Below are 13,348 nucleotides of genomic sequence, written 5' to 3' on the forward strand. Positions count from 1 at the left end.
AATGGCAGCTCCGATCGGCCGATCGACGGCGATGGATGGCTCCCGTTATCGGTGTCGCCCTCGCGTCGCTGGTGGTCTCCCTGGTAGCCGGATTCGCGCTGAGTAGATCCGCGGAGTCGCCTGTCGCCGACACCGTGCCGCCGACGCTGCGGATGACACCGACCGATCCGGTGAGCTCCTATCGCGCGCCGGTCGTGGTGCGCGGCACCGCGATCGACGCGGCTCGCGTGTCCATCGGCCCCGATTCGGTGGTCCCCGCCGCGGACGGGACATTCGAACTCTCGGTGCGATGGGCCCCCGCTTTCGAGGTCGTCGCGACGGACGCCGACGGCAATCAGACCAGCAGCACCGCGGTCACGTCGAGCACGCTACCGAGGATGCGCGCGGTGCATGTCACCGCGCACGCCTGGTCGCACGAGGGACTGCGCGAAGCTGTTCTCGATCTTGCCCGTGAGGGCCGTATCGATACCGTGCAGCTCGATATCAAGGACGAGGACGGCGTGATCGGCTACGCCTCCCAGGTGCCGCTCGCTCTCGAATCCGGTGCCGCCGCGGCGATCTACGATGCCCCGGCAGCTCTGCGGCAATTGCACGATATGGGCCTGCGGGTGGTCGGGCGCATCGTCGCATTCCGCGATCCGACTCTCGCGGGCTGGGCCTGGCACAACGGCCGACCCGACTGGGTTGTCCAGAATCCTTCCGGGCAACCCTATTCCAGCCACTACGGCCCGATCGCCTTCACCAATTTCGCCAACCCCGACGTGCGTGGATACAACATCGATCTCGCGGTCGAGGCAGCGCGACTCGGCTTCGACGGCATCATGTACGACTACGTCCGCCGCCCCGACGGCAGCCTGAACAGCATGCGTTTCACCGGCCTCACCGACACCCCCGCCGCCGCGGTCGCGGGCTTCCTCGCCGAGAGCCGCTACCCCGTGCACCTCGCGGGCGCGCACCTGAGCGCCGCGGTCTACGGAATCGCCTCCACCCGCCCGGACGAGATCGCCCAGGACATCCCGCTCATCGCCCGCAGCGTCGACTTCGTCGCGCCCATGATCTACCCGTCGCATTGGGGCCCCGGCGAATACGGCGTCGCGAACCCCAACGCCCAGCCCTACGACATCATCTTCCGCTCACTGCAAGACTTCACGGCGGCCACGGCGGGCACCGGCGCGAAAGTGGCCCCGTGGCTCCAGGACTTCAGCCTCGGCGTCACCTACGGCGACGCCGAACTCCGCGCCCAGATCGACGCCACCCGAGACGCGGGCATCGACAGCTTCTTCCTCTGGAACGCCGCCACCCGCTACCACGGCGGCGGCCTCCAACCGGCCTGAGCCGGAGCAGGGTGCCTGCCGAGCCGACGCCGCGCCGCTCACTGCACCCAGGCGAGCGCATCGCTCTCGTCGGCCAGCGCGAACACCCGCACCTGCGCCGGGATCAGAAACCCGAACAGATGCACAGCCTCGCCCAACATCCGATGATCGGTGACCAGCGCGATCCGCCCCCACGCATCCCGCGGCACCTTCACCAACTCCAGATCCTTCGCCATCGCCCCCAGCGAGTACCTGTCGAAGTCCTCGCCGAGCACATACACCAGATTGACCGGCTCTTCCCGCTCGACGGCTTCCCTGATCGCCGGATCGAGCACCGTCGCGTAGTCGTCGGCAGTCACCGTCCCACTGGCCCGGAACCCGATGGTCGCCGCGGGCAGATCAGAAATCGGCTGCAAAGGCATCGGCTCTCCTCGACTCGAAGACATAGGTCCAGACTCCGCGACCCTAGACCCGCCCCACCGCCCCCCACCTCACCCATCGCGGATGAACCGCCCAGAACCTCCTCCGAGCGGCCATCGAACTACTCGGCTGTTTCCGTCGGGTCCAGGCCGGCCTGTTTCGGGGCCGCGGGGACCCACTCACGCAGCGGTTGCATCACGGCGCCGTAGAAGGCGTCGGTGGCGGTGGTGACGCTGGCGATGAAGCTGGCCGCGGTGCCCGAGCGTTTGTTGCCCATCGGGAAGGTCTGCTCGAGGGTGAACGAGACGATCGGGCTGGTGCGGCCATCGATGAGTGACTTGGGCGTGGTGCGAACGGTGTCGAGGAATTCGCACGTTTCGTTGCCACGCTCGGCGAAGACGGCTTCGACCTGGACGCGGCCGGGCGCATCGGTGAGCTGTTTGGTCAGCCACGACACACGGCGGCCTTGCGTGCCCTCGTCGGGTGCGGCGATGGTGGTGCGGCAGCGGACCTTGTTCGTCCGCACATCGGCGATGACGGTGAGGTCGCCGGCGGTTTCGGGGATGCGCAGGACGGCCTCGAACGAACCGTCGGTGGCCAGCCGTTCGGCGACGGCGGCGGCCCGCACCGCCGGATCCGACTGGAACTTGCGGGCGAGGACATGCTTGACCTCGACACCGAGTTCGGCGGTGAGTCGCAGCGCGAGATGCCTGCACAGCGACACCCACGTGTCGGCGACCGTCAGTGCTTTCGCGTCACCCGCCCGCAGAGTTCCCTGGGTGACGGCGTCACGGACGGTGACCCAGTGTCTGCCCATGTCGACGAACTCGGCCGCACCCGAACGGGGATGATCGAGAAAGCGCAGGAATTCGGCGAGAATCCAGGCTTGCAGTGCGTCGTCGATGCCACCGTGTGTGGTGAGCATGCGCGCCTCGTGGGCCACTTCGGCCCACGACAGGTGGCGCAGTGCCACCTTCGTCAGCTTGCGGCGGTCGACTTGGACGGGTAGTTCGCCCGGTCCGGCGGGGATGTCGTTGGACAGGCTGACGACGGCGTCGTACTTCTTTCGCCGCGCGACGTCGAGGTAGCTCTCCAGCTGATCTCGCCGGAGCTTGCCGTTGCCCGTCTTCACTTCCAGCAGCCCGGTCCACTGCTTGGCACCGCGACTCACCTTCAACACCGCGTCCGGGATGACTTTGGTATCGCCCGATTCGTACTGCACCTCGAGATAGCCCTCGAAAGCCCCTGCGGGCGCGCCCATTCGGGCACAGATGGCCCGGGCGAACGGACGTACGGCCTGCATGGTGGCGATGAGTGCGGAGGTGGTGCGCCGTTCCTGTTCCTCGCCCGCGCCGACCCCGACGACCGAGAACAACCGAGCGGGTTGCCACGTATCCGATTCGGCCTGCCTGAATTCGATCGGCTTGGTTTTGCGCACCACGCGCTTGGTGGTCGCTACTCCGCGCGACGGTGTTTGCACGGCGGGGGTCTCGGGGACAACGACTTCCGGCTCAGCGGGTGCTGGCGCAGGGTCCTCGACAGTGACCCCGAAATCGGTTGCCAGCCCGGACAGGCCCGACTCCCAGCCCTGCCCGACAGCCCGCACCTTCCAGTTGCCGTCGCGCCGATACACCTCGCCGAAGACGAATGCCGACTCCGTGTCCGCGTCGGCGGTGAGATATTCGGCCAGCGAATGCCCGGCCGGATCGATGACGTGGAACGCGAGTTTGCCCAGCGCACCGAATGTCCCCTCACCGACGCTGCCCGCCAAGGCGATGGTGTGGACGTGCACGGGAACCGCCGACAGGTCGATCGAGATCCTGGCTTGCTTTCCTTCCTCGGTGGCACTCGTTCCGAGGAAACATACTGAGCCGTCGGGTGATTCGGTCTGGTTGTAGAAGACGAAGTCGGCATCGGACCCGACGCGCCGGTCGGCGCCGAGTAGCAGCGCGGAGGCGTCGACTTCGATCTCGGGTTCCGGCCAGCCGATCACGATGTCGACGCGGTCGACATCCTCGGGAAGCGGAATGTTCTGGCCCTTGGACAGCAGCGGAGACGACACAGTGGCGGTTCACCCTTCGAAGGTCGGCGTTCAGTCGCAAGGCTGATGCAGCCGACCCGCTCGCTGACCCCCTTGGCGCACACCGCGATGGCATGACGGTGCCGAGGGTTGTCGGCGGCGAAACCTACTCTGTTACACGGATCACGTTTGAATGATCGCCCGAATGGAAAGGGGTGGGGTTACTTCGGATCGCGTTCCGGTAGGGGTCTTTCCACGATGTCCGGGCGGCCGAGGGAGGTGCGGACTCGGCGTTTGGCGGCGGTGTAGACCTGGGCGGTTTCGGCGGCTACCACGTCCCAGGCGAAGTCGGCGGTGAGGCGTTCGCGGGCGGTGTGGGCGCGGGCCTGGGCGGTGGACGGGTCGTCGAGGACGGCGCGGGTGGCGTCTACCAGGCCGTCGATGTCGGCGGGGGCGAAGGACGCGCCGGTGACGCCGTCGATCACCGCTTCGCCCAAACCGCCTGCGGTGGAGGCGATCAGGGGGACACCCGCGGCGGCGGCCTCGAGGGCGACGATGCCGAAGGGTTCGTAGCGGCTCGGCAGGACGATCGCGTCGGCGCCGTGCAGCCAGCCGAGGAGTTCGTCGTGGCCGAGGCTGCCGACGAAGTGGACCGCGCGGGCGACGCGGTGCACGCGGGCGCGTTCACGCAGCCACTCGAACTGGGTGCCGACACCGGCGACGGTGAGCGTGGTGCCGGGGTGGGCGCGGCGGATGCGGGGGAGAGCGGCGATCGCGTCCTGCACACCCTTCTCGTACTCGAGGCGGCCGACGTAGAGCAGGCGCGGCGGGCCGGAGCGCGGCGCGCGGGAACGGAAGGTCCACGAGCCGACGTCGATGCCGTTGCGGATCACCGTGATCGGCGCGAGCTCGGGCCCGTAGAGCCGGTCGACTTCGTCCTGCATGGAGGTCGAGCAGGTGATGAGCTGATCGGACTCGTTGGTCAGCCACCACTCCACCGAGTGGACCTGCTTGTTGACCCGGCCCGACACCCAGCCGCTGTGACGGCCGGCCTCGGTGGCGTGGATCGTCGAGACGAGCGGCACGTCGTAGTACTCGGCGAGCGCGATGGACGGGTGCGCGACGAGCCAGTCGTGCGCGTGCACCACATCGGGCGTCCAGCCCTCTCCGACGCCGGGCTTGCCGAGCGCTACCCCGGCACGCACCATCGCGTGCCCCATGGCCAGTGTCCAGGCGAGCATGTCCTCGCCGAAGTCGAAGCACGGCGGGTCTTCGGCCACCGCGACGACGAGCACGCCGTCGGCGATGTAGGAGTGGGTGGGGTGAGTGACCGAATCGGTCCCCGTCGGGCGGCGGGCCAGCACCACGACCTCGTGACCGGCCGCGGCCAGCTCGACGGCCAGGTGATGCACATGCCGACCGAGCCCACCGACCACGACCGGCGGGTACTCCCACGACACCATCAAAATCTTCATGCGGATCCTTCAGCGGCGGCCGACGGGACGACGGTCGGCAACCGCCGCGCGTCCAGACCAGGGAAGAATCCGTCGGCCATCGCCCATCCTGCCGCGAGACGGGTCGCTTTGGCGAACTGACCGGCGCCGATCGCCTCGGCGAGCTCCCTGACGGCGTGCGCGTGTTCGTGCGCCCGATCGCGCGCGTACCCGGCGGCGGAGTCCTTGCTGACCATGAACGCCCAGTCGCTGGACACCGTGAGAATCGCCTCACGCAGCAACTGATCGGCGACCGGGTCGCGCAGGGATCCGTCGCGGCGCACTTTGTCGAGGGTGTCCAAGGCCAGGCGAACGATGTCGGCGTTGAGCGCGACGAGGTCGGCGACCTGGTCGCCCGCCCAGACCCGCCAGTCCTTGCCCGAACCCCACGAGGAGTCGTTGAGCTGCACAGGTTCGCCGACGAAGCCCTTCTCGCGGGCATCGGCGAGGGTGCCGACGTTCACCCCCGCTTCGGGCAGCGCGCGCAGCACTTGTTCGAGCCACTGCGGCCCTTCGTGCCACCAGTGCCCGAACAGCTCGGTGTCGAACGCGGCCACCACGAGGGCGGGCCTGCCGATCCGCGCGGACTCCTCGATCAGCCGGGCACGGACGGTCTCGACGAAGTCGGCGACGTCGCGGGTGACCGCTTCGGCCGCCAGCTCGGGATCGTAAGGGGCCTTGTCAGGACCGTCGACGGTCTTGCCCGTGACGCGCGAGGGTTTGAGCCCGGTCGCGTGGTCGTAGTGGTGGAAATCGCGGTAGGCGCTCTGGCCCGGGTAGCCCTGTTTCGGCGACCAGACCCGGTAACTCACGGCCAGGTCGCGCCCGAAGGCCACGACCTCGGAATCGCGGACCGGCCTGCCGAGCGAGGTGTCGCCGCGCAGCGAAGGGCCGTCGACCATGAAGTGGGTGATGCCCGCGGCGTCGTAGCCCCGTTCCATGCCGGGCGTGTAGCCGCATTCGGGTGCCCAGATGCCGGTCGGTGTGGTGCCCCAGCGCAGGCGCGCGTCGGCCAGGCCCTCGGTGAGCTGGAACTGGCGCAGGCGCGGATCGAGCAGCGGCTGGAACGGGTGCGCCAGCGGTCCGCCGAGCAGTTCGATCGCGTCGGCGTCGATCAGCGAACGCCAGACCGGCGAACCGCCGTGCTGCCAGTTCTGTTCGAAATCGGCCAGCGCGGTCGCGGCGAGCCGATGTTCGTGACGGCCCAGCGCCACATTCCCCGACATCGACGCCTCGTCGGCGCGCAACTGCCAGTTGCCCAGCCAATGGTGCATGCCCGCGAGGCAGTGTGGATCGTCGAGCTGCGCGGCGAGCACCGGTGTGATGCCGAGGCTCAGTAGATGCGAACGGCCTTCGGCGGCAAGATTTTTCAGCACCTTGACCAGCGGCAGATAGGACGCGGCCCAGGACTGGTAGAGCCATTCCTCGCCGACCGGCCAGCGCCCGTGATGGGCGAGCCACGGCAAGTGGGAGTGCAGGACCAGCGTGAACTGGCCCGGCACGGCGGAGCGGGAATCGGTCAACGTGGTGCCTTTTCGGCGATCGCGACCAGATCCAGGCTCGCGTCGATATCGCCCGCGCGCAGGTCGAAATCATCGATGGTGACGGCGGCGACGTCGGCGGTGAGGTCGGCGGGCCACGGCTCACCGGCCAGCGCGCGCTCGATCTGGGCGTCGATGAACGACCCACCGTGCTTGGCGTCCAGCGCTTTCAGGCTCGCGCCGTGGTGCACGCCCAGCATCTCGGAGACGGTGAACCCGGCCTCGACGAGCAGTTCGGTCAGCTCGGCGGCGTTGAGTTCGCGGGTGTGGAACGGGTTGAGGGGGGTGTCGCGACCGGGGGAGAAGGTGATGCGATTCGGGGTGCTGATCAGCAGCACGCCGCCGGGGCGCAGCACGCGCAGGCACTCGCGCAGGAACTGTCCCTGGTCCCAGAGATGTTCGATGACTTGGAAATTCACCACGACGTCGACGGACTCGTCGTCGAGGGGCAGCGAGGCGAGGTTGCCCTGGATCATCTGCACGCGCGGGTAGCGCGCGCGGACGTGCGCGACGGCGCTCTCGTCGTAGTCCAGACCGGTGACGCGCTGGGCGACGCCCGCGATCATGTCGGCGCCGTAGCCCTCGCCCGAGCCCGCCTCGAGCACGATCTTGCCGGTGCACCGATCGAGCAGGCGGGCATAGGCGATCTCGTGCCGACGGAACCAGTAGTTCTCCTCGGCGATGCCGGGCACCGTCCGCTCGCCGGTCAACGGCAGTGGTTCATGTGTGGCGGCCACGGGTGCGGCAGGGATCACAGCCTCGCTCATTGGTCCGAGGTTACTGGTACCGCCGGTTCACGCAGGAGTCAGGGACCTCTTGCGCAGGTAGGTTACCCACGGGTAACTTAGCGTAGGGTAGTGTTCCGATCTGAGCTAGATATCTCACACGGACGTACGGCTCAGCTCGTGCGGCCCCACCACACACGTGTCCCCAGAAGGAGGTCGACGAAGACCGATGCCGAACATCGTCGTACTCATCAAGCAGGTCCCCGACACCTGGTCCGAGCGCAAGCTGACCGATGGTGACTACACCCTCGACCGCGAGGCCGCCGACGCGGTGCTCGACGAGATCAACGAGCGCGCCGTCGAGGAAGCGCTGCTGATCAAGGAGGCCCAGGGCGGTGAGGTCACCGTGCTGGCCGCCGGTCCCGACCGCGCCAACGAGGCCATCCGCAAGGCGCTGTCCATGGGCGCCGACAAGGCCATCCACATCAACGACCCGGCGATCCACGGCTCCGACGCCGTGCAGACCGCCTACGTGCTGGCCGCCGCGCTCGGCCAGGTCGAGGGTGTCGAGCTGGTCATCGCCGGTAACGAGGCCACCGACGGCCGCGCCGGTGCCGTGCCCGCGATCATCGCGGAGTACATCGGCATCCCGCAGCTGACGCACCTGCGCAAGCTCACCGTCGACGGCGACAAGATCACCGGCGAGCGGGAGACCGACGAAGGTGTCTTCAAGCTCGAGGCGTCCCTGCCTGCGATCGTCTCGGTCACCGAGAAGATCAACGAGCCTCGCTTCCCCTCCTTCAAGGGCATCATGGCCGCGAAGAAGAAGGAAGTTCTGGTCTTCACCCTGGCCGATCTGGGCGTCGACCCGGAGACCGTCGGTGTCGCCAACGCGGGCACCCAGGTCACCGGTGCCACCCCGAAGCCGGCTCGCACCGCGGGCGAGAAGATCGCGGACGAGGGCGAGGGCGGCAACCAGATCGCGTCCTACCTCATCGGTCAGAAGATCATCTGATCCGGCGCCGTCCGAGACTTCCAAGGAGAAAGAACTAATGGCTGAAGTACTTGTGCTCATCGAGCACGCCGACGGTGCCGTGAAGAAGGTCAGCACCGAACTGCTCACCGCCGCCCGTGCGCTGGGCGAGCCCGCCGCCGTCGTGACCGGTCCCGCCGGTACCGCCGACAAGCTGGCCGCCGCGCTGGCTGCCGGTGGCGCCGAGAAGATCTACGTCGCCGAGTCCGACGACATCGAGGGCTTCCTGGTCACCCCGAAGGTCGACGTCCTGGCCGGCCTGGTCGATTCCGCCGCGCCCGCCGCCGTGCTGGTCGCCGCCTCCGCCGAGGGCAAGGAGGTGTCGGGCCGCCTTGCCGCGCGCATCGGCTCCGGCCTGCTCGTCGACGTCATCGGCGTCAACGCCGACGGCTCCGCTGTGCACTCCATCTTCGGTGGCGCGTTCACCGTCGAGGCCAAGGCCACCGGCGACGTGCCGGTGATCTCGGTGCGCCCCGGCGCCATCGAGGCCGCTCCGCAGGCCGGCGCGGGCGAGCAGGTCGTCGTCGAGGTTCCGGCGCAGGAAGACGGCGTCGTGAAGGTCATCTCGCGTGACCCGATCGTCGGTGGCGACCGCCCCGATCTCGCCGAGGCGAGCATCGTGGTCTCCGGTGGCCGCGGTGTCGGTTCCGCCGAGAACTTCTCGGTCGTCGAGGCGCTGGCCGACTCGCTGGGTGCCGCTGTCGGCGCCTCGCGTGCCGCCGTCGACTCGGGCTACTACCCGGGCCAGTTCCAGGTGGGTCAGACCGGTAAGACGGTCTCCCCGCAGCTCTACATCGCACTGGGCATCTCCGGCGCCATCCAGCACCGCGCCGGCATGCAGACCTCGAAGACCATCGTCGCTGTCAACAAGGACGAGGAAGCGCCCATCTTCGAGATCGCCGACTACGGCATCGTGGGCGACCTGTTCAACGTCTCGCCGCAGCTGACCGAAGCCGTGAAGTCCCACAAGGGCTGATCACCACCCGGTCCGGTTCGACTCGGCCCGCGAAACCCGTTCCTGCGCCAGCGCAGCCCGGTTTCGCGGGCCGTTGCCGTTTCCCCGACCGGGCACGGGGCGCTGAGCGGTCGACCTCGCAACATCGAGCGGGGCCGGTCGCGGAGTCGGCCACCGTCGCGAAGGCGTGTGGCGCAGGTACTTCGGTGGACCTCGCCGACGGCGGGTAGCGTGCGAGTCGTGTTGGAATCGGGGGCGGGCTTCGCTGGATATCGCTTGGAGCGGGTGCTCGGGCAAGGGGGGATGGGGACGGTCTATCTGGCCGAGCATCCTCGGTTGCCGCGCAGTGTCGCGCTGAAATTGCTGAATCGGGAGTTCTCGGCCGATCAGGAATTGCAGCGGCGGTTCGAGCGGGAGGCCGATGTTGTCGCGCAGCTGGATCATCCGAGCATCGTCGGGGTGTACGACCGTGGCAGCGATGACGGGTATCTGTGGATCGCGATGCAGTTCATTCGCGGAACCGATGCCGCCACGTGGGATTCGCGTGCGCACGAGCCGGGGGTCACCGCGCGCCTGATCGGGGAAACGGCGTCGGCACTGGACTACGCCAACCAGCACGGAGTGCTGCACCGTGACGTGAAGCCGGGCAACATCCTGATCGCCGACGCCGAACACGGTCGTGAAATCCGGGCGGTACTCACCGATTTCGGGATCGCCCGGGTGGCCACCGCCAACACTCAGCTCACGGCGACGGGTACCTTCACCGCCACCCTCGCCTACGCCTCGCCCGAGCAGCTCTCCGGTGAGATCGTCGACCACCGCAGCGACCAGTACTCGCTGGCCTGCACCCTGTTCGCGATGTACGCCGGGCATCCGCCCTATACCGCGACCAACCCCGGCCAGGTGGTAGCGGGACACCTGTCGCACCCGGTGCCGCGACTCACCACGGCGAGAACGGATCTGCCGCCCGCGGTCGACGACGTCATCGCCCGCGCGATGGCCAAGCGGCGTGACGAGCGGTTCGGCAGCGCAACGGAATTCACCGAGGCGATCCGGGATGCGCTCGAGGGCAGGCATGTCGCCGCGCCGACCGTGCGCCGGCCGTGGACCGACCCCGCGCACCAGGTCTCGGGATCCGGTGAACACGCGCAGCGACCGTGGACCGATCCCGCCCGGCAGTGGCACGGCTCCGGCGGACATCCGCAGCAGCCCGTCCTCCCGTCGTATGGTCACAGTGAACAGGTGCAGCAGCACAGCCCGCAGGTGCAGGGCGCCGGTGGGCACCCACAACCCGGCTGGGGGCGCGCGGAATACGGTGCGCCGGTGGGTGATCCGCGGATGTACCCGATGGTGGCGGGCAATCAGTGGTACCAGGCCCCGGTCGGCGGCCCGGAGCCGTCGAAGGCCGCCGCGTTCTTCGTCGGCATCGTGACGCTGCTGTTCAGTCTGTCGATCGCGGCCTTCCTGATCTACGGCATCACCGAAACCCTCGACGAGATCGACCGGGGCAAGGATCCGAGCGGGTCGTTCATCGCGATCGCGATTCTCACCGTTGTCGTCGCGTTCACCGGCAGTGGCGCGGTGTTGCTGCTCTGCGCGCGCACCGCCGGTCGTGTCATGTCGATCATCACCGCGGTGCTCGTCGGGCTCTTCGCGCTGTTCGGGGTCATCGGGTCCGCGGTGGGCGAGGTCTACGCCGCCACCGCCGCCAGTGCCGCGGTGTTCGTCCTCGCGGCGGCGCTGGTCGGTTTCGCGGCATCATCGTCGACCGGGCGCTGGATCCGCTATCGCAAGGCGATGCGCGCGAGTCGTTGGCGATGACCCGCGGTGCAGGCGGCCATCAGTAGGGTGGGCTGATGTCGTCTGGGCGTGTGGTGCTGCCATCTTCGGTCGAGGAGACGGTTCGCGCGGTGTTCGGTGCGGCCGGGGCGCGGTGGATCGATGCGTTGCCCGAGGTGGTGGCCGGGTTGGCCGCTCGGTGGGGGCTGACCGAGTTCTCCGCGCCGTTCGGTGGCGGAACGCACGCCTACGTGGCCGCCGCGCGGCGCGTGGGCGGGGCACGGGTGGTGTTGAAGGTGCCGATGGTCGACGAGGAGAACGTCGCCGAGGCCACCGCGCTGCACAGCTATGCCGGCGACGGTGCGGTCCGGCTGCTCGATTTCGACCCGGCCAGCGGTGCGATGCTGCTCGAATGGGCCCGTCCGGGCACGGAATTGCTCACCCAGCCGGGGTTCCCGAGCCTGGAGGGGCGACCGGAGAACGCCGACAAGGTGGCGTTCGCCTGCGGGTTGTATCGCCGACTGCGGCGTCCCCGGACCGCGGTTCCCGCCGGTTTCCCGGAACTGCCCATGGCCACCGATATCGTGACCGGTCTCCGTGCGCGGCTGGCCGATCCGGAACCCGCACTGGCCGAACACCTCTCACCGCTGCTGCGAGAACGGGCATTGAGCAGGTGTGCCGAGTTGAGCGAGCCGGCCGGTGAACTGCTGATCGTCAACCGCGACACCCATCTCGGCAATATCGTGGCCGCCGAACGTGAACCGTGGCTGCTGATCGATCCGAAACCCTGCCTCGGCGAAGCCGCCTTCGACGCGGGCTTCCTGATCATGATCCAGGTCCAGACGACGCCGACCCCCGAACACGCGCGCGCCGTCGTCGTCACGACCGCGCGTCACCTCGATGTTCCGATCGACCGCGCGGGCGCCTGGGCCTTCCTGCGCGCGATCGAGGAGATCGTCTGGTCGGTCGAGGACGGCGACGACGACACTCTGCCACTGCACGTGGCGGTCGCGACGGCGCTCGCGGGCGACCCGTGGCGATCCGGCGATCCGACCTGAACGGCCGGGGCCACCACGATTCACGGTCGGTGCAGCGCATCCAGCAGGGTCTGCACGATCGGGTTCTCGCGGGCGTCCTCGCGCAGGACCGCTGACACCGGGATGCGAAGGCGGTGGTCGGTGAGGTCGAGGGTGAGCAGGCCCTTGGTGGGGCCCTCGTAGAGGATCGTCCAGGACTCGGGGCGGTTGAGCAGCTCCATCGTGGCGGTGTGATCGGGCGGAATCGGCGGGCCGAAGGTGGGTCCGGTCGGGAGGTCGGCGAAGGCGGAGCGGATCAGTGTGTGCAACAACACCTGCTCCTGCTCGGGCGGGAGCAGCAGGGGATAGGGGCTCAGATCGGCGAGGGTGACCGCGCCGCGTTCGGCCAGCGGATGATTGCTCGAGATGGCGATCACCAGGTCCTCGACCCACAGCTGTTCCACCGCGAGGCCCGGCTGTTCGACACTGCCGCGGATCAGCGCCAGATCGCAGTCGCCGTCGGCCACCGCGGTGATCCGCTGACGGAAGGGCTTGATCACGTATTCGATCTCGGCGTCGGGGTGGGCGGCCCGCGCGGTGGCGATCGCCGACAGCGACGGCGCGGCGAAAGACATGTTCGCGGCCAGGCGAATGCGCGGTCCGGTGGTGCGCACGGCGGCACGGATCGCCGATTCCAGGCTCAGCATCTGCTTGGCCAGTGGCAGCAGGCGCGAGGTCGCGTCGGTCGGGACGACGGCGCGGGTGGTGCGCTCGAACAGTTGCGCGCCGAGGTCACGTTCCAGTCTCGCGATCTGGTGGCTGATCGCGGATTGGGAGATGAAGCATCGGTTGGCCGCGCGGCTGAAACTGAGCTCCTCGCAGACGGCCACGAAGTAGGCCAACTGTCGAAGTTCCACCAGGTACCTCCCATTGATTAGTTATGCAGATAAGAGTCATCTCTATTATGCGCCCAGGCAGTGGAAACATCTTCGTTCCGCATCGCGTTTACTCATAGGAAAGGATTTATTACCGATCTGGAACGCGATCTTGGAG

11 protein-coding genes are annotated in these 13,348 nt (G+C 68.4%); 5 read left to right on the forward strand and 6 right to left on the reverse strand.

Annotation, left to right across the window (positions count from 1 at the left end):
* Positions 1–35: 35 nt before the first annotated feature.
* Entirely contained in the window at positions 36–1,334 is a 1,299-nt protein-coding gene (locus tag ACWFRF_RS17290) for a putative glycoside hydrolase (protein ID WP_379314151.1), read from the forward strand.
* A 38-nt stretch (positions 1,335–1,372) separates the two neighbouring features.
* On the opposite strand, the gene ACWFRF_RS17295 is transcribed toward ACWFRF_RS17290, so the two are convergent.
* The 5 genes from ACWFRF_RS17295 to ACWFRF_RS17315 all read right to left on the reverse strand — a co-directional run bounded on the left by ACWFRF_RS17295 (position 1,373) and on the right by ACWFRF_RS17315 (position 7,554).
* A complete protein-coding gene (locus tag ACWFRF_RS17295) occupies positions 1,373–1,735 on the reverse strand; it encodes a SpoIIAA family protein (RefSeq protein ID WP_387447215.1) in 363 nt (120 codons plus the stop codon).
* Positions 1,736–1,854: 119 nt separating this feature from the next.
* A complete protein-coding gene (locus ACWFRF_RS17300; protein WP_452450857.1) occupies positions 1,855–3,795 on the reverse strand; it encodes a TerD family protein in 1,941 nt (646 codons plus the stop codon).
* A 179-nt stretch (positions 3,796–3,974) separates the two neighbouring features.
* On the reverse strand, positions 3,975–5,228 hold the full coding sequence (locus ACWFRF_RS17305; RefSeq protein WP_378991550.1) for a glycosyltransferase family 4 protein: 1,254 nt from the start codon (positions 5,226–5,228) through the stop codon (positions 3,975–3,977).
* Entirely contained in the window at positions 5,225–6,769 is a 1,545-nt protein-coding gene (locus ACWFRF_RS17310) for a 1,4-alpha-glucan branching protein domain-containing protein (protein WP_378991551.1), read from the reverse strand. Before ACWFRF_RS17310 ends, ACWFRF_RS17305 begins: the two co-directional genes overlap by 4 nt.
* Positions 6,766–7,554, reverse strand: a complete 789-nt coding sequence (locus tag ACWFRF_RS17315) for a class I SAM-dependent methyltransferase (RefSeq protein WP_452450859.1) — start codon at positions 7,552–7,554, stop codon at positions 6,766–6,768. The genes ACWFRF_RS17310 and ACWFRF_RS17315 overlap by 4 nt, the downstream gene beginning before the upstream one ends.
* Positions 7,555–7,741: 187 nt before the next feature.
* On the opposite strand from ACWFRF_RS17315, the gene ACWFRF_RS17320 reads away from it, so the two are divergent.
* The 4 genes from ACWFRF_RS17320 (at position 7,742) to ACWFRF_RS17335 (ending at position 12,337) form a co-directional block, all read left to right on the forward strand.
* Positions 7,742–8,527 (forward strand): electron transfer flavoprotein subunit beta/FixA family protein, encoded by a 786-nt coding sequence (locus tag ACWFRF_RS17320; protein WP_067449214.1) that lies wholly within the window; start codon positions 7,742–7,744, stop codon positions 8,525–8,527.
* Positions 8,528–8,564: 37 nt separating this feature from the next.
* Positions 8,565–9,521 (forward strand): electron transfer flavoprotein subunit alpha/FixB family protein, encoded by a 957-nt coding sequence (locus ACWFRF_RS17325; protein ID WP_378633270.1) that lies wholly within the window; start codon positions 8,565–8,567, stop codon positions 9,519–9,521.
* A gap of 219 nt (positions 9,522–9,740) precedes the next feature.
* Positions 9,741–11,321, forward strand: a complete 1,581-nt coding sequence (locus tag ACWFRF_RS17330; protein WP_452450860.1) for a protein kinase domain-containing protein — start codon at positions 9,741–9,743, stop codon at positions 11,319–11,321.
* A 35-nt stretch (positions 11,322–11,356) separates the two neighbouring features.
* On the forward strand, positions 11,357–12,337 hold the full coding sequence (locus ACWFRF_RS17335; RefSeq protein ID WP_452450862.1) for an aminoglycoside phosphotransferase family protein: 981 nt from the start codon (positions 11,357–11,359) through the stop codon (positions 12,335–12,337).
* Positions 12,338–12,357: 20 nt separating this feature from the next.
* Here ACWFRF_RS17335 and ACWFRF_RS17340 read toward each other — a convergent pair whose 3' ends face one another.
* Complete coding sequence (locus tag ACWFRF_RS17340) at positions 12,358–13,212, reverse strand: LysR family transcriptional regulator (RefSeq protein ID WP_378633279.1); 855 nt, start codon at positions 13,210–13,212, stop codon at positions 12,358–12,360.
* Between the last annotated feature and the right edge of the window lie 136 nt (positions 13,213–13,348).

This window comes from Nocardia sp. NPDC055165 (assembly GCF_053606985.1).